We start from the raw sequence: 16627 nt of genomic DNA on the forward strand, positions 1-16627 counted from the left end.
GAGCTTTCTTCATGCCCCGTTCCCACCCTGAGTTCTGGAGCGATCACCGGAGCCACCTCTGGAGCCGCGCAGTCCGCATCCTGGCGATGTGCGCGCTCCTGCTGCCTGCCGCCGGATGGGGACCGGCTGTCGCCGCGGAGACAACGTTCTATGTGTCGCCAACCGGAAACGACCGCTGGTCGGGCCGGCTGCCCCAGCCGTCGGCGGATGGGCGCGACGGCCCCTTCGCCACCCCGGCCCGCGCGTTGGCCGCCGCCAAGGGGGGCGGTCCGGCGACGGTGCGGCTGGGTGGCGGCACCTATCGGCTGACCGCGCCGCTGGTGGTGGACGGCTCGCTGTCGGGGCTGCGGCTGACGGCGGTGGAGGGCGAGCAGCCAGTTCTGTCGGGCGGCGAGGCGGTGGACGGCGCGCGCATGGCGAACGGTCTGCTGTCGGCGCCGCTGGCGCGCGATCCGGGGCTGGACGTCTCCATCGGGGGGCAACGGCTTGATGCCGCGCGCAGCGGCGATTTCGATCCCGGCGATCCGCGCAGCGGTTGGTTCCCGGCCAAGGCGGTGCAGCCCAACGCCAAGAATGCCGGTTCCAAGAGTCCGGGGAGCAAGCGGCAGATGCGGGTTCCGCCGGGCGTGCTGAAGGCCGCTTGGGCCGGGCCGGGGGTGCGGGCGCAGGCGCTGGACCGCGAACGGCTGTCCGACGATCTGCTGGGCGTCGTCTCCGCCGATCCCAACGGGCTGCTGAGCTTCGGCGCCGACGGGCAGTATCCGTACCGCGACGGCTCCACCGTGCGGCTGCTCGGCCATCCCGATTTCCTGACCCGGCCGGGCGAGTTCGCCTGGGACGCCAAAGCCAAACGGTTGCTGGTGAAGCCGCCGACCGGGCTCGACGGCGGGCGGGCGGAGCTGGTGGTGGCGAGGACGGCCACCCTGCTGCGGCTGGACAACGCCCGCAACGTGACGGTCGAGGGGCTGACCTTCACCGACGTGCCCTGGGACGGCAGCGCCGTGCTGGCGAAGGGCGGCAGCGGCCTGCGCATTGCCGGCAACCGCTTCGCCCTGGTCGGCACCGCGGTCACGCTGGACGGCGCCACGCGCAGCGAGGTGTCGGGCAACCGGATGGAGCATCTCGGCCGCTCCGGTATCTTCCTGGCGCCGGGCAGCAGCGACAACCGTGTCCTCGCCAACCGCATCAGCGACGTGGGCGAGGTGCGATTCTTCGGCGGCGGGGTGATGGCGGCGGGCATCCGCAACACGCTGATCGCCCACAACGACATCCGGCGGGCGGCGCGCTACGGCATCTCGGTGAAGAACTGGAACCCGCAGACGGTGAACAGCGACAACGTCATCGAATTCAACCGCATCCGCGACACCGCCCGCCAGACCGCCGATGCGGGCGCCATCGAGATGCTGGGCCGCAGCGGCAACGACACCCGCAGCATCGTCCGCTTCAACGACATCCGCGACACCGGCGGCCTCGCCACCGATGCGCAGGGGCGCTGGCTGGTCCGCTACAAGGGCTTCGGCATCTATCTGGACGACATGACCAGCGGCGTGACGGTGCAGGGCAATTTGCTGGAGAACACCGGCATGGCGGCGATCTTCGTGCATGGCGGCGACAACAACCGGGTGTCGGACAACATCACGATGATGAACGACATGAAGGACCGCTTCCTGCGGCTGGAATGGGTGCCCAGCGCCGGCAGGAACGGCCTGATGCACGGCAACGTCGCCAACGGCAACGTGGTGGCCGCCCCGGCGCCGAAGGAGCAGGTCGTCGTCAGCCTGACCGGCGGCGAATACAAGGTTGAGAACACGCAATTGGAAGCGTCGGTGCCAAGCGCGGGCACGGCCAGCCTCGCCAGGGCTGCCGCCCCACCGGCCCCGAACTCCCCGACCGGGGGGCGCCTGCTGGACCGGTTGCTGGCGATGAAGGAACTGCCGCTCGACCGCGTCGGGCCGGAGGGGATGCGGTAGTAAAAAACCCTCTCCCGCCCCGGGAGAGGGGAGGGGCCCAAGCGAAGCTTGGGAGGGGTGAGGGGTGGGACAAGGATCAGAAATCCATGTCCCACCCCTCACCCTCCCGCCTTCGGCGGGCCCCTCCCTCTCCCGAGGCGGGAGAGGGGATTTTCAGCGTCCAGTCTTTACACCGTCGCCGGACGGGCCAGTGCCGGGGGGATGTCGGTCGGTTCCATCACCGGGACCGCGACCGTCGGGGCCTTCCAGGTCAGGCTGTCGAAGGCGCCGCAATGGCCGCACAGCCCGCCCCAGTTGTGGCTGACCGCCCCGCAGGAGTTGCAGGTCCACACCGGGTCTTCCGGCGCGTTGGCGGCCTTGGCCAGCCAGTCCTTCGCCGCGTCCTCGTCATGGCGCTCGCTGCGGTCCAGCTCAGCCATCAGGCGGAAGGCGCGGCGGGTCGGGCCGATCTCCATGGCGCGGTTCAGGTGCTGGCGCGCCTCGCCCCACAGCTGGGCCTCGATGGCGGCCTGGGCGACAGCGAGATGCGATTCGGCCGAATCCGGGGCCTGACGCACCAGCTTCTGGAACAGGCGGACGCGGGCCAGCGGGTCGTAGCTGGACACCAGGCTGCGGTAGATCTCGGCCAGTTCCGGATGCGGCGACTGGCGCCACGCCCGCTCCACCACCTTGGCGGCCGGCTTCAGACGGTCGGCGGCGATTTGCAGACGAGCCAGACGCACCGCGGCGGGGACGAAGCCCGGCATCATGTCGTGCGCCGCCTGGGCATGCGACAGGGCGGAGTCGGCTCGGCCGCGGCGCTCCGCCTCGAAGCTGCGCTCCAGCAGCAGGACGGCGCGGTGGCGGCGGCCCTCCTCGGTCGGGATGGCCCCGGCCTGGATCGCCTGCTGCAGCGTGCCTTCGGCGGCAGCCCAGTCGCCGGACTGCGCCTCCAGGTCATAGAGCGTGCCGAGCAGCCAGGGCGTGTTGGGCTGCAGTCCGCGCGCCTTGCGGGCGAGGGTCAGAGCCTCCACCCGGTCGCCCGACTTGATCGCCTGGGTCAGCAGCCCGCGCATGCCGAGGAAGGCCGTTTCCGGCCGCTCCAGCATCGCTTGGAAATATTGCTTGGCGGCGCGCTCGTCGCCCTGCAGCTGGGCGGCCTGGGCCGACAGCAGCATGGTCAGCGGCGGCTCGTTCAGCAGCCCGTCGGCCTTGCGCGCCATCTTGCGCGCGGTCGGCGCGTCGCCGGCGGCGATGGCGACCATGCCCTGGGTCAGGGCGCGGTAGCCGCGTTCGCGGCGGCGGGCGCGGCTGTGGCGGCGGATGCGCTGCGGCGTGCGGATCAGCCCGCGGATCAGGCGGTAGCCCAGCGCCGCGATGCCCAGCGCCGCCAGCGTGACCAGCAGGGCGACCCAGAAGGGAGCCTCGATGGCATAGCCCAGCCAATGGACGCTGACGGTGCCGGGACGGTCGGCGAGCCAGATCGCGGCGGCGATGACGACCGCGACCTTCAGAAGGAACCAGAGGGCGCGGATCATTGGGCCGTCCCCTTCCCGCCGGCGGCGGTGGTCATCAGGGCGATGGCGCGGTCGTTCAGCTGGCGGGCGGCCTGATCGGCGGCCAGACGCGCCTTGGCGTCGGTCAGCCACGGGCCGGCGGTCTGCGCAGCCGGACCCTGCAGGGTCGACAGCTCCTCCACCGCCTTGGCCAGATTGCCGGCGGCGAGAGCGGCTTCGGCACGGGCGACGACGGCGTCGGTGGTTGTGCCGACGACCCCGCCGCCTTCACGGCGCACGGTGACCAGGGTGGACAGCTTGCCCACCGCGGAGTCGATCCAGCTGCTGCCCTCGCCGCGGATGTCGGCGCGGACGATCTCGCCGGCCAGCGGCTCGAACCGGTCGGTCAGCTGGGCGCGGGTCGGGATGCCCTTGGCGGCATAGGGCGCAACGGCGTCGAGCGGCTGGGTCACGCCGGCATCGGCGATGTTGAGCGCGCGGACCGCCTGGAGATCCTGCTGGAACGGCTGGCCGCCCGACAGGGAGGAGCGCAGCTGGCCGGCTGCGAGCACCAGCGCCTGGGCGGCGGTGGCGGCGTCCTGGCGCTGAGTCACCGCCTGATTGACGCTGGTGACCTGCTGCTTCAGCGAATCGACCTCGCCGCGCAGCTCCTGCGCCGCCTGGGCGTTGCCGGCGGCGGCGGAGACCTTCTGCTCCAGCGCGGAGATGCGGTCGGCCAGCTCCTTGCGGGCATCGCCGGCATCGGCGCTGGCGGTCGGGCGCTTCTCCAGCGCGTCGATCCGCTGCGTCAGGGCCGCGAGGCCGGCGGTGTCGCCGCCATTGGCGGGTGCGGCGGCCGGGCGCTGCTCCAGCTTGCCGACGCGGTCGACCAGCTGCTGGATCTGGGCGCGGAGCGCCGGGTCGGCCGGGGCGGCGGCGGAAGAGGCGGCGGGGGCGGCCGGCGACGGCCAGCCGGGCAGGGCCGGACCCCACCAGGGCGCCGACAGGGCGGCGGCGCCGACCAGCAGGGCGACCACCGACAGCGCGGTGGCGAAGCCGCTGCCGGAGCGCGGCTCGTCGATATAGGATGGCGTCGGGGCGATGGTCGGACGGGCCGGCTCGGAGTCGCTGCGGGTGTAGCCGGCGCTGCCGGTGGTGCCGGACGGCGTCCAGGTGGAGGCCGTCGTCTTCGGCTCGTCGGAGGCGGTGCCCGGCTTGGTGGTGTCCGACTTCAACGGATCGGCCTTCGCGTCTTCCGCCTTCTCCGTTTCGGACTTCTCAGTTTCCGACTTCGGCGTGTCGGACAGGCTGTCCGTGGCGCCGATGGGCGTGGCCGGCGGAATCAGGGCGTCGGAGGACTGCAGCTCGTTCACCGGGCCGGCGGTGCTTCCCGCGGCCGGCGTGTCGGCGCCGGGGATGGTGTCGGCGGGGGAGGCGGACGGTACCGGATCGACAACCGGATCCACCACCGGAACCGGGTCGGCGGGGGGGATGACGGCGGCCGCAGCCGCGTCGGTCGGCCGGTCTTCGCTGGGGGTGGCGGCGTCCAGGTCGGCGTCGTCCAGCTTGATGCGGTGCTTGGCGGCGGCGGTGCGCAGGTCGGCATGGCGGGCCAGCGGGATCGCGCCGCGCTTCTTCCAGCCCTGCACCGTCGTCACCGGGGTGTCCAGCTTGTGGGCCATGGGGCGGATGCCGCCGAAACGTTCGACGATGCGGTCGACCGCCGCATTGCCGGTGCTGGCGCCGTCGCCGTCACGGTCGGTGCCGGGGCGTTCGGAGCCTGGACGAGAGGTCATGGGCTGTACCTTCGGTTCGCTGTTGTTCGTCTTAACGTCACAGCCCCCTGACCGGTCCCCCTCGTCCCCCGTACGGCTGACGTACCCACCCGGAAGGAAGCCGGGGTGTAAGCCGTACGGCCGGACCGCGCCGGGATTATCCGGCGACCGGCAACAGATCGAGCAGGGCGTCCTGCTCCGGCCTGGCCGCCACCCGTACGCTTCGCCACGGCACCACTCCCCTGTCGCCGTACGCACGGGCAGCCTCCGCGACCGCGGGGCTGAGGCAGAACGAATCGACCGTACGACAACAGTCGACCAACCCCGCCTCGGCCAGCAGCCTAACAAAGGAAACAGCGGTACGGGGAGAGAAAAACAACACGCCGCCGAGTGCCGACGTACGCAAAAATGTCGCGGTATCGTCCGACAGGGTTAGTGCGGGTACAGCATCGTACATCACGCTGCGGCGCAGCGTGAAGCCGGAGCCCCCGAGCAGACCGGCGAGGTCGCCCGCCACCTTGCTTCCCGCCACATGCAGCAGCGTACCGGCGGACGGATCGCGCAAGGCGCGGACCCGGTCGGCCAGCGCGTACACGTCGCCCGACGCGCTGTCGACCTGCCCGAAGCCGGCCGCCCGCGCCGCCCGCGCCGTGGCGTCGCCGACGGCATGTACCGGACGGTCGCGCCGGCTCGTACGTTTGGCGTAGGCGCGTACGCCGTTCGCGCTGGTGAACAGCAGGGCCTGTACGTCGGACAGGTCCGGCTCCGGCCCGTCGAGCCAGACCATCGACAGCATGGGCTCGACCGCGGCGTCGAAGCCGAGCGCCTCCAGCCGCCGGACCAACGGCTCGGCATCCTCCGCCGGACGCGTCACCAGAAGACGCGTACGGCGGGGCGGGGAAGCGGGGTCGGGCTGCTTTCCCGTCATGCGGAAAACTCGGCCGAAGGGAGGGGTCAGTGCGGCGCGGCGGCGAAGAAATCGGGCGGCAGCTGCGCCCGGATCTCGGCCCCGGCATCGGCGCCCAGCGACTCGGCGTCGGCCGCCTTGCCGCGGCGCTCCGCCCGGAAGATGATGCGTCCGTCGGTCGACAGCACCTTGGCGCGCAGATGCAGATCCTCGCCGTCCAGCATCGCCAGCGCGGCGATGGGCGTGCGGCAGGAACCGTCGAGGGCGGACAGCAGCGCGCGTTCCGCCGTGACGCGGACCATGGTCTCCGCACAGTTCAGCGGGGCCAGCAGGGCGCGGGTGGCGTCGTCGGCGCTGCGGATTTCGATGCCGATGGCGCCCTGGGCCACCGCCGGCAGCATGGTTTCCGGTTCCAGCACCGCGGTGATGCGGTCGGTCAGGCCGAGGCGGCGCAGGCCCGCCAGCGCCAGCAGGGTGGCGTCGACCTCGCCGGCGTCCAGCTTGGACAGGCGGGTCTGCACATTGCCGCGCAGCGGGATGACCGTCAGGTCGGGACGCAATTCCAGCACCTGGGCCTGACGGCGCAGCCCGGCGGTGCCGACCACGGCGCCGGCCGGCAGATCGGCCAGTCCGCCGCCGGAGCGGGCGAAGAAGGCGTCGCGCGGGTCCTCGCGCGGCAGCAGGGTGGCGATCTCCAGCCCGTCGGGAAGCTGGGTCGGCACGTCCTTCATCGAATGGACGGCAAGATCGGCGCGGCCGTCGAACAGCGCCTCCTCCAGCTCCTTGGTGAACAGGCCCTTGCCGCCCGCTTCCGCCAGGGTGCGGTCGAGGATGCGGTCGCCGGTGGTCTTGAAGACGACGATCTCGATGGCGCCGGGGGCGGCCAGTTGCGGATGGGCGGCGATCAGGCGGTCGCGGGTTTCGTGGGCCTGCGCCAGCGCCAGCGGGCTGCCGCGCGTCCCGATACGGAGCGGGTGGGTCGTCATAGGGCGTGTTCTAGGGGATCCGCGCAGCTTTGCAAGGATTCGTCTGCCCCTCATACATAAGATTGAGACGGATCAAATTTCACGCGCCCGCCTTTTCGCGCCCGCTTGCGCGCAACTCCATCCTGTACCCGGACGGCCAAGGCGGCTAGTTTGGCGCCATGATCGTTCTTGGAATTGAAACGAGCTGCGACGAGACGGCCGCCGCAATCGTCACCGACGCGCGCGAAATCCGCGCCGACGTCGTGCTGTCGCAGCTGGACGACCACACGCCCTATGGCGGCGTCGTCCCGGAAATCGCCGCCCGCGCCCATCTGGAACATCTGGACGGGCTGATCCGCCGCGCCATGGCGGAGGCCGGGATCGGCTTCGGCGACCTCGATGCGGTGGCGGCCACCGGCGGGCCGGGGCTGATCGGCGGCGTCATCGTCGGCGTGATGACGGCCAAGGCCATCGCCGCGGCGCGCAACCTGCCCTTCGTCGCCGTCAACCATCTGGAAGGCCACGCGCTGACCGCGCGGCTGACCGACGACGTCGCCTTTCCCTATCTGCTGCTGCTGGTGTCCGGTGGCCATTGCCAGCTTCTGGCGGTGGAGGGGGTGGGGCGCTACCGCCGGCTCGGCACCACCATCGACGATGCGGTGGGCGAGGCGTTCGACAAGACCGCCAAGCTGCTGGGGCTGGGCTATCCCGGCGGGCCGCTGGTGGAGAAGGCGGCGGCGCGCGCCACCAACCCGGCGCGCTTCGAACTGCCGCGGCCGATGTTGGGGCGTCCGGGCTGCGACTTTTCCTTCTCCGGGCTGAAGACCGCGGTGCGGCGGCATGTGGAGGAGTTGGGCGGTGTGCTGTCGGAGGCCGACCGCGACGACCTCGCCGCCGCCTTCCAGGCGACGGTGGCGGAGGTGCTGGCCGACCGCTGCGCCCGCGCCATCCGCCGCTTCAAGGAGGACCATCCGCAGGGCGGTGCCCTGGTGGTGGCCGGCGGCGTCGCCGCCAACAAGGCGATCCGCAGCCGGCTGGCGACCCTGGCGGAGAAGCAGCGCATGCCGTTCGTCGCCCCGCCGCTGCGCCTGTGCACCGACAACGCGGCGATGATCGCCTGGGCCGGGATCGAGCGTTTCCGCCTGGGCGAGAGCGACCCGCTGAACTTCGCCCCCCGCCCGCGCTGGCCGCTGGACCCCACCGCGGCGCCGGTGATCGGGCGCGCGGGAGTGGGTGCGGGGGTGAAGGCGTGACAATCTCCCTCTCCCGCCCCGGGAGAGGGCTTTGACCGGAATGGATACGTGGTGAGATGAAGACGATGCCCCCCTCTCCCCTCAACCGCATCGGCGTTGTCGGCGGCGGCGCCTGGGGAACGGCGCTGGCGCTGGCGGCTCTGCGGGCCGGGCGGGAGACGCTGCTGTGGGCGCGCGAGCCGGCGGTGGTGGAGGCGATGAGCCTCCGCCGCGAGAACCGCGATTACCTGCCCGGCGTGCCGCTGCCCGACGCGCTGCGGGTCACCGGCGACCTCGCCGATCTCGGCGGTTGCGACGCGGTGCTGCTGGTGTCGCCGGCCCAGCATGCGCGCAGCGTCACCGCGCGGATGGCGCCGCTGCTGAAGCCGGGCGCGCCGGTGGTCGTCTGCGCCAAGGGGATCGAGTTGGACAGCCACGCGCTGATGAGCGAGGCGGTTGGCGCCGTGCTGCCGGGCGGCAATCCGGTGGCGATCCTGTCCGGCCCGACCTTCGCGGCGGAGGTGGCGCGCGGGCTGCCGACGGCGGTGACGCTGGCCTGCGCCGACGAGGCGCTGGGCACGGCGCTGGTCGCCGCGCTGGGCAGCCGCACCTTCCGGCCTTACCGCTCGGACGACGTCGTCGGCTCGCAGATCGGTGGGGCGGTGAAGAATGTGCTGGCCATCGCCTGCGGCGTGGTCGAGGGGCGGCGGCTGGGCGACAATGCCCGCGCCGCGCTGATCACCCGCGGGTTGGCCGAGATCACCCGGCTGGCGCTGGCGCTCGGCGGCCGGGCGGAGACGCTGATGGGCCTGTCCGGCCTGGGCGACCTGACGCTGACCTGCTCCAGCCTGCAGTCGCGCAACATGTCGCTGGGGGCGGCGCTGGGCGAGGGCAAGGCGCTGGCCGAGATCCTGGCGGTGCGCCGGTCGGTGGCGGAAGGCGTCTATACCGCCGCCGCGGTGGTCGGGCTGGCGGCGAAGCTGGGCGTCGACATGCCGATCTGCAGCGCGGTCGACGCCATCCTGAACCGCGGCGCCGGGCTGGACGAGACCATCGACGGGCTGCTGTCGCGCCCCTTCCGCGGAGAGGGTGTCTAGGAGACGGCTTTCTCCACCCAGCCGGCGGCGCGCACCGAGGGCGCGTGGGTGCGGCTGACCGGCACCAGCAGGCCGTTGGTCAGCCGCAGCGACAGCTTGCCGTCCGGCTTGCGCTCCACCGCCGTCACCGCCGAGGCGGCGACCCAGTAGGAGCGGTGGACCTGCCGGCCGTCGATGCCCGCCAGCTCCGCCACGGCGTCGCGCATCCGCATCAGGATCAGGTCGCTGCCGAGCGCGGTATGGACGCGGACGTAATGGTCCTCCATCTCCAGCGCCAGCAGGTCACGGCCCAGCCTGGGCGGGATGCGGTCGAGGAACGGGGCGGGACGAGGCGTGGCCGGTTCGCCGTCGATGGGAGACGCGGGCGGGGCGGGCGGCCGGTGGCCGACGATGCCATGCTCCCGCAGTTCCAGCCACACCGGCAGGGCCGACACCAGGGTGGTGACGACCAGCACATAGCCGAACAGCTCGGCCAGACCGGCGGGGGTGAAATAATCCTGGCCGCGCAGCATGTTTTCCAGCAGGGCGACCGCCAGGGTCTGCAGGACGCCGACGGTCAGGAAGGCCGCGGCCAGCATCAGCGGCCATGTGCGTTCCAGGTTCGGCAGGACGCGGCGGGCGACCAGCACCACCAGTTCGAACATCGTCCAGCCGGTGGCGATCAGCCCGCCCCAATAGGCGAGCCGCGGCAAAAACCCCATCTCGCGAAATGTGCCGAACGGTCCCAGCAGAGCCAATGCTAGAATGGAGCCCGCCAGCAGCAGCAGGCGCCGGCCATGGCGGGTTGACCGCAACGGCAAGGGGGGAGTGGTGGATGACGCTTCTATGTCGGGTCGCGCGTTGGTCTGCAAGGATGATCGCCCCAGGAACGGTGACAGTGACGCTGCTGGCGCTGGCCGCCGCGGGAACGGCCGCCGCGGGGGAGCTTCGCGCAACCGTCCGCAACGTCAAGCCCAATCAGGGCAAGGTGATGATCGCGCTGTTCGACAGTGCCGAGGCGCAGGCGGCCAAGGCGCCGCGCGCCGGCTATTTCGCCGCGGCGGTGGGGACGGATCTGGTCGCGGTCTTCCCCGATCTGCCGGCCGGGCGCTATGGGCTGATCGCCTTCCAGGATCTGGACAACAACGGGGAACTCGCCACCGGAATGTTCGGCATCCCGGCCGAACCGCACGGTTTCAGCCGCTCCGCCCGCGGCAGCTTCGGCCCGCCGGGATTCGACGATTATGCGGTGCCGGTCGGCGCCTCGGGCGTGGCGACGACGGAGATCAGGCTGGTGGAGTGAGGGAGCCTCACCCCCGCGGACAGCCCTCCTCGCGCCAGAGGGCGAGATAGTCCTCCAGGCCGCGGCCGGGGATTTCGTCGAATCGGCGCTCCAGCGCCATCAGGGTCTCCATGCGGTCGATGCGGAAGCTGCGGAACTCCTCGCGCAGCTCGCACCAGGCGCCCAGCGTCCAGACGCGGCCCCAGAAGAACAGCCCCAACGGCTGGACCGCGCGGGCGGAATGGGTGCCGTCCTCGCGCCGATAGTCGAACAGCACCACGCGCCGGGCGTTGATGGCGCAGCGCAGCACGTCCATCCGCTCGCGCAAGGGCGCGGGGAAGGAGAAGTCGGGAACGAAGACGCGGCTGTCGGCCAACTCGCGCCGCCGCCCCTCCGGCACCACTGCCTCCACCTTCTCCAGCGCGCGGGCGGCGGCATCGGCGAGCGCGCCGCCGACCCAGGCGCGGGCAAGGCGGGCGCCGACCACCAGCGCCTCCACCTCGTCCCGGGTGAACATCAGCGGCGGCAGGTCATAGCCGTCGCGCAGCAGATAGCCGACGCCGGCCTCGCCCTCCACCGGCACGCCGGAGGAGGCGAGGTCGCGCATGTCGCGGTAGACGGTGCGCTCCGACACCTCCAGGCAGCGCGCCAACTCGGCAGCCGTCACCAGCCGCCCCTTGCGGAGATGCTGGACGATCTGGAACAGGCGGTCGGCGCGGCGCATGGAGGCGGCTCAGCTTGGCTGGGTCAGTGCATCGAATAGAGGCCGACCCGGTTGCCCTCGCTGTCGATGAACTGGGCGAAATAGCCGATCTCCGGCGTGATCAGCGTCTTCGGCACGACGATGGTGGCGCCGGCCTGCTCGGCACGGGCCAGCGGGGCGGACAGGTCGTCGCCGCCGTTCAGGTAGACGATGCTGCCGTCAGCGCTGGGCTTGTAGGACTCGTGCTGGATCAGGCAGCCCTTCACCGCTTCGCCGTCGGCCGGGAAGACGGCCATCTTCATGCCGCTGGGGCAGGGCTCCTGATTGAGGGTGACGGCGAAGACGGCCTCGTAGAAGCGGACGGCGCGGGGGAGGTCGGCGGCGGGGATTTCGAACCAGGTGACGACATGCGGGTTGTTCATGGAACCTGCTCCTGACATGTGGGGAGTGGGATGTTCGTGGTTCGTGCCGGCACGCCCCCTTGATAGCACACCCCCTCCTGACAGCGTGATGTCAGGAGCAATCGGCGACCTCAATGAAAATTGCGCCCCCTGGGAAAGGGCGTTGCCGCCGGGGGGGCCTCGCCGGTCAGCTCGGCCAGCCGGTGGGTCAGGTCGATCAGCGATTCCACGCGCAGATGCACCACGCCCTCGTGGTTCTGCACCCGGCCGGTGGCGGCCATCATCCGCGCGGTCATGATCGGGCGGCGGAAGGTCTCGAAGGCGTCGGGCATGACGACGAGGTTGGCGACCCCGGTCTCGTCCTCCAGCGTGATGAAGACGACGCCCTCGGCGCTGCCCGGCCGCTGGCGCACCAGGACGAGGCCGGCGGTGGTCAGGCGTCGGCCGTCGCGCGTCCGGGTCAGCCGCTCCGCCGGGGTGACGCCGGGCAGGCCGTCGCGCAGCAGGGCCAGCGGGTGGGCCTTCAGCGACAGCGACAGGCTGGTGTAGTCCATCGCCACATGCTCCCCCAGCGCCATGGCGGGCAGCGGGGCTTCCGGTTCCTCGGCTATCGGGCCGTCGAGCCGCGCGAACAGCGGCAGCGGCGCATCGCCCAGCGCCCGCACCGCCCACAGCGCCGCCCGCCGGTCGAGCCCGACCGAGCGGAAGGCGTCGGCCTTCGCGAGCTTTTCCAATGCGGCGACCGGCAGGCGGGCGCGCCGCCACAAATCGTAGGGGTCGCGATAGCCGCCGGCGCGGGACAGGACGATGGCGTCGGCGTGCGACTCGGCGAAGCCCTTGATGAGGCGGAGGCCGAGGCGGAGATGGGGTGTGCCCTCTCCCGTCCCGGGAGAGGGAGGGGACCCACGAAGTGGGGAGGGTGAGGGGTGGGGCAAGGAACAGGAACTCCGATTCTCGGATACCCCCTCACCCTTCCCGCCGCTTTGCGGCGGGCCCCTTCCCTCTCCCGGGGCGGGAGAGGGAGCAACCTCCACCGCGCAATCCCAGCCCGACAGGTTCACATCGGGCGGCAGCACCTCCACGCCATGCTCGCGCGCGTCGCGGACGATCTGGGCCGGGGCGTAGAAGCCCATCGGCTGGCTGTTCAGCAGGGCGGCGGCGAAGATGGCGGGGTGGTGGCGCTTGATCCAGGCGGAGACATAGACCAGCAGCGCGAAGCTGGCGGCGTGGCTCTCGGGGAAGCCGTATTCGCCGAAGCCCTCGATCTGCTGGAAACAGCGCTCGGCGAAGGCGGGGTCGCAGCCCCTGGCGGTCATGCCGGCGATGAACTTGTCGTGGAACAGGTGGACCTGTCCCGTCTTGCGGAAGGCGGCCATGGCGCGGCGCAGCCGGTCGGCCTCCTCGGCGCTGAAGCCGGCGCCGACCATGGCGATCTTCATCGCCTGCTCCTGGAACAGCGGCACGCCCAGCGTCTTGCGCAGCACCGGTTCCAGCGCCGGCATCGGATAGGTGATGTCCTCCGCCCCGTTGCGGCGGCGCAGGTAAGGATGGACCATGCCGCCCTGGATCGGGCCGGGGCGGACGATGGCGACCTCGATCACCAGATCGTAGAACTCCCGCGGGCGCAGCCGGGGCAGCATGCTCATCTGCGCGCGGCTTTCGACCTGGAAGACGCCCAGGCTGTCGGCGCGGCAGAGCATCTCGTAGACCGCCGGGTCCTCCTTGGGCAGGCTGTCGAGCGTCCAGCGTTGCCCGTGCACCTGCTCGATCAGGTCGAAGGCCTTGCGCACGCAGGTCAGCATACCCAGCGCCAGGATATCGACCTTCAGGATGCCGAGCGCGTCGATGTCGTCCTTGTCCCACTCGATGGTGGTGCGGTCCTCCATTGCCGCGTTGGCGACCGGGCAGAGGTCGGACAGCGGGCCGCGGGTGATGACGAAGCCGCCGACATGTTGCGACAGGTGGCGGGGGAAGCCCATCAACTCTTGCGCCAGTTCCAGCGTGCGGCGCAGGCGCGGGTCGTCGGGATCGACACCGAGCGAGCGGGCGCGCTCCTCATCCACGCCCTGGCTGCTCCAGCCCCAGATCGAGCCGGTCAGCCGCGCCACCAGATCGGCCGAGAGCCCCATCGCCTTGCCGACCTCGCGCAGCGCGCCGCGGGCGCGGTAACGGATGACGGTGGCGGTCAGGCCGGCGCGGGCGCGGCCGTACTTCTTGTAGATGTATTGGATGACCTCCTCGCGCCGTTCATGCTCGAAATCGACGTCGATGTCCGGCGGCTCGTTGCGGGCGGCGGAGATGAAGCGTTCGAACAGCAGGTCGAAGCGGGCGGGATCGACCGCGGTGATGCCCAGGCAATAGCAGACGGCGGAGTTGGCGGCACTGCCGCGCCCCTGGCAGAGGATGCCCTGGCCCCGCGCGAATCGGACGATGTCGTGGACGGTCAGGAAATAGGGGGCGTAGCGCAGCTCGCCGATCAGGGCCAGTTCATGCTCCAGGGCGGCGCGGACCTTGTCGGGGATGCCGCCGGGGAAGCGGTCGGGCGGATACTTCTCCGCCGCACCCTCCCAGGTCAGCGTCACCAGCGTGTCCTGCGGGTCGCGGCCCTCCGCCACCTCGTCGGGATACTCGTAGCGCAGCTCGTCCAGCGAGAAGCGGCAGGCGTCGGCGATCTCCAGGCTGCGGGCGACGGCGTCGGGGTGGTCGCGGAACAGGCGGACCATCTCGACGGCCGGCTTCAGGTGGCGCTCGGCATTGGCGGACAGCCGCCAGCCGGCCTCGTCGATGGTGGTGTGGTGACGGATGCAGGTCATCACGTCGGCCAGCGCCCGCCGCCCGGCGCCGTGATAGAGCACGTCGTTGGTGGCGACCAGCGGCACCCCCTCCGCCTCGGCCAGCCCGGCCAGCCAGCGCAGCCGCCGGCCGTCGTCGCCCTGGTAGCGGTGGCTCGCCGCCAGATAAAGCTGTCCGCGCGCCAGCCCGCCGCGCCAGGCGCGCAGTTCGCGCAGGAACGACTCGTCGCGCCGGTCGGGCGACAGCAGCAGGAACAGCATGCCCTCGGCATGGGCCAGCACGTCGGCGCGGGCGATGAAGCACTCCCCCTTGGGCGCCCGCATCTTGCCCAGGGTCAGCAGCCGCGACAGCCGGGCATAGGCGGCGCGGTCGGTCGGGTAGGCCAGCAGGCTGTCGGCGTCGGTCAGGTCGAGCCGGCAGCCGATCAGCGCCCGGATGCCCGCCTTCTTCGCCGCCGCATGCATCTGCACCACGCCGGCCAGCGAATTGCGGTCCGTCACCCCCACCGCCACCAGCCCCAGCGCCGCCGCGGTCAGCGCCAGCTCGTCAGGGTGCGACGCCCCCTCCAGAAAGCTGAAGCTGGTGGCGACCTGCAGTTCGGCATAGCGGATCATGGCAAGGCTCCCCGGCGCTGGCGGATGGGTACGCGCGGGGATGATAGTCGGAAAATGGGATTGATGTCATTATTGTGGCGGGGGGGAGGATAGGTGTCGGCTGCGGGTGCCCCCTCCCTAACCCTCCCCCGCTCACGCGGGAGAGGGGACTGCCGCCGCTTCAGCAGTTAGGTCACGTCGGCAAGCGTTCTGCCCCCTCTCCCGCGAAGCGGGGGAGGGATGGGGAGGGGGCACAAGCGCCGACGCCTCACCCCAGATAGGACTCCACGCCCATGACCGTGAAGCCCTTGTTCTCGGGGAGGCGGGAGTGGACCTTCTCGCGGGCCTTCTTCTCGTCCAGCGCCCAGACCAGGAAGCGGCGGCCGCGCTTCCAGCTGTCCAGCGCGGTGGGGGTGAGGTTGGCGTTGACGCGGGCGCCATATTCGATGTTGACCACCCGCAGAAGCCAGCCCTGGTCCTTCTGGGTGCGGCGGTCGTCCAGCACATAGATGCGGCGGTCGGTGGCACCGGCGGACTTCAGGCGCTGTTCCAGATCCTCGCAGGCCATCTCGGCCATCGCCTTGCGGCGGCGGGCGTCGCGCAGGTCGCGGGCCTGCCGCAGCGTGGCGCGGGCGGCCTTCTTGATCCGCTCCACCTGCGCCTGCTTGCGCGAAACGGCGTTGGCGATCCGCTCCTCCGAGGTCTTCAGCCGGCGCATGGCCAGCAGAAGCGATACCGACAGGGAAGCGAGGCCGACCAGACCGGCGAAGATGTAGGGCATGCTGTCCATGGCGGGTCCTTCTCCGGCCGGGGGCTCAGCCGGCCTTGGCGACGGGGGTGTCGGCGGACAGGAACTCCTGCATCCGCGTCACCGCATACCCGAAGGCGGGCGGGTAGCGCCGTTCGATCTCCGTCCGCGCTTCCGCCATCGACCGCGCCCACACCTCGATCGTCTGCGGCTGGGCCCAGGAGGGGTCGATCAGCGCATGCTGGCTCTGCTGGGCGGCGCCGGTGCCGACATATTTGTTCACGACCATCGCGACATAGCAGGGGCTGCCCTGGACCTCCTCGCCGATCAGGCGGACCAGCCGTTCGCCCGATTGCCGCGACTCCTCGATCTGGCGTTCCAGCACCTTGCGGCGGCGCAGAATGTCCTCGACCGCGCCGTCCAGCTCCTTCAGCTCCTGGATGCGGTCGGCACGGCGGGCTTCGAGCTTCGTCTCCAGCTTGGCGCGGCGGGCGATGACGTTGCGCACCCCCTCCGTTCCGTGGCGGCGTTCGATCGCGCGTTCGCCGAGCACGATGACGAGCTTGCCGATGCCGAACCCCAGGCCCGCCAGTCCGAAGGCGGAGATGAGCGCGTTGCCGTAGTCCTGCCACATGTGCTGAACCCCTGATCGGGAGCACCATCCGGATGGATGTCTCCAACGATAGGAGTAACGCCTAGTTTCCTGC

The 16627-nt window shown here is 71.3% G+C and carries 14 protein-coding genes; 4 read left to right on the forward strand and 10 right to left on the reverse strand.

Annotated features, from left to right (window positions below):
- The first annotated feature begins 11 nt into the window (after positions 1 to 11).
- Positions 12 to 1970, forward strand: coding sequence for a right-handed parallel beta-helix repeat-containing protein (locus AZOLI_RS01050; protein WP_014246722.1), 1959 nt, complete (start codon positions 12 to 14; stop codon positions 1968 to 1970).
- A 167-nt stretch (positions 1971 to 2137) separates the two neighbouring features.
- On the opposite strand, the gene AZOLI_RS01055 is transcribed toward AZOLI_RS01050, so the two are convergent.
- From AZOLI_RS01055 to hemC, 4 genes are all read right to left on the reverse strand, one after another.
- Positions 2138 to 3487, reverse strand: coding sequence for a heme biosynthesis protein HemY (locus AZOLI_RS01055; RefSeq protein ID WP_014246723.1), 1350 nt, complete (start codon positions 3485 to 3487; stop codon positions 2138 to 2140).
- Positions 3484 to 5241 carry a COG4223 family protein gene (locus AZOLI_RS01060; RefSeq protein WP_014246724.1) on the reverse strand — a complete coding sequence of 586 codons (1758 nt, stop codon included), beginning with the start codon at positions 5239 to 5241 and terminating at the stop codon, positions 3484 to 3486. The genes AZOLI_RS01055 and AZOLI_RS01060 overlap by 4 nt, the downstream gene beginning before the upstream one ends.
- A 136-nt stretch (positions 5242 to 5377) precedes the next feature.
- Positions 5378 to 6148: a uroporphyrinogen-III synthase gene (locus tag AZOLI_RS01065; RefSeq protein ID WP_014246725.1), complete on the reverse strand. Its 771-nt coding sequence runs from the start codon at positions 6146 to 6148 to the stop codon at positions 5378 to 5380.
- 26 nt (positions 6149 to 6174) lie between these two features.
- The gene (gene hemC, locus AZOLI_RS01070) at positions 6175 to 7113 is read right to left on the reverse strand and encodes a hydroxymethylbilane synthase (RefSeq protein ID WP_014246726.1); all 939 of its coding nucleotides are present in this window, start codon (positions 7111 to 7113) and stop codon (positions 6175 to 6177) included.
- A 158-nt stretch (positions 7114 to 7271) separates the two neighbouring features.
- Here hemC and tsaD point away from each other — a divergent pair, with 158 nt between their 5' ends.
- Together tsaD and AZOLI_RS01080 are read left to right on the forward strand one after the other, a co-directional pair.
- Positions 7272 to 8345: a tRNA (adenosine(37)-N6)-threonylcarbamoyltransferase complex transferase subunit TsaD gene (gene tsaD / locus AZOLI_RS01075; RefSeq protein WP_014246727.1), complete on the forward strand. Its 1074-nt coding sequence runs from the start codon at positions 7272 to 7274 to the stop codon at positions 8343 to 8345.
- Positions 8346 to 8401: 56 nt separating this feature from the next.
- Positions 8402 to 9421, forward strand: coding sequence for an NAD(P)H-dependent glycerol-3-phosphate dehydrogenase (locus tag AZOLI_RS01080; protein ID WP_014246728.1), 1020 nt, complete (start codon positions 8402 to 8404; stop codon positions 9419 to 9421).
- Here AZOLI_RS01080 and AZOLI_RS01085 read toward each other — a convergent pair.
- A complete protein-coding gene (locus AZOLI_RS01085) occupies positions 9418 to 10221 on the reverse strand; it encodes a LytTR family DNA-binding domain-containing protein (RefSeq protein ID WP_014246729.1) in 804 nt (267 codons plus the stop codon). The two genes, AZOLI_RS01080 and AZOLI_RS01085, sit on opposite strands and share 4 nt — an antisense overlap.
- Positions 10222 to 10274: 53 nt before the next feature.
- Here AZOLI_RS01085 and AZOLI_RS30660 point away from each other — a divergent pair, with 53 nt between their 5' ends.
- On the forward strand, positions 10275 to 10703 hold the full coding sequence (locus AZOLI_RS30660) for a DUF2141 domain-containing protein (RefSeq protein ID WP_044549413.1): 429 nt from the start codon (positions 10275 to 10277) through the stop codon (positions 10701 to 10703).
- 7 nt (positions 10704 to 10710) lie between these two features.
- Here AZOLI_RS30660 and AZOLI_RS01095 read toward each other — a convergent pair whose 3' ends face one another.
- From AZOLI_RS01095 to AZOLI_RS01115, 5 genes are all read right to left on the reverse strand, one after another.
- The gene (locus AZOLI_RS01095; RefSeq protein WP_014246731.1) at positions 10711 to 11406 is read right to left on the reverse strand and encodes a helix-turn-helix transcriptional regulator; all 696 of its coding nucleotides are present in this window, start codon (positions 11404 to 11406) and stop codon (positions 10711 to 10713) included.
- Between the two features lie 23 nt (positions 11407 to 11429).
- Positions 11430 to 11807, reverse strand: a complete 378-nt coding sequence (locus AZOLI_RS01100; protein ID WP_014246732.1) for a VOC family protein — start codon at positions 11805 to 11807, stop codon at positions 11430 to 11432.
- Positions 11808 to 11917: 110 nt separating this feature from the next.
- A complete protein-coding gene (locus AZOLI_RS01105; RefSeq protein WP_014246733.1) occupies positions 11918 to 15193 on the reverse strand; it encodes an error-prone DNA polymerase in 3276 nt (1091 codons plus the stop codon).
- A gap of 247 nt (positions 15194 to 15440) precedes the next feature.
- Positions 15441 to 15962, reverse strand: a complete 522-nt coding sequence (locus AZOLI_RS01110) for a hypothetical protein (protein WP_014246734.1) — start codon at positions 15960 to 15962, stop codon at positions 15441 to 15443.
- A gap of 25 nt (positions 15963 to 15987) precedes the next feature.
- Positions 15988 to 16554, reverse strand: coding sequence for a hypothetical protein (locus AZOLI_RS01115; RefSeq protein WP_014246735.1), 567 nt, complete (start codon positions 16552 to 16554; stop codon positions 15988 to 15990).
- Positions 16555 to 16627 lie beyond the last annotated feature (73 nt).

The organism is Azospirillum lipoferum 4B (assembly GCF_000283655.1).
GTDB classification, from domain to species: domain Bacteria; phylum Pseudomonadota; class Alphaproteobacteria; order Azospirillales; family Azospirillaceae; genus Azospirillum; species Azospirillum lipoferum_C.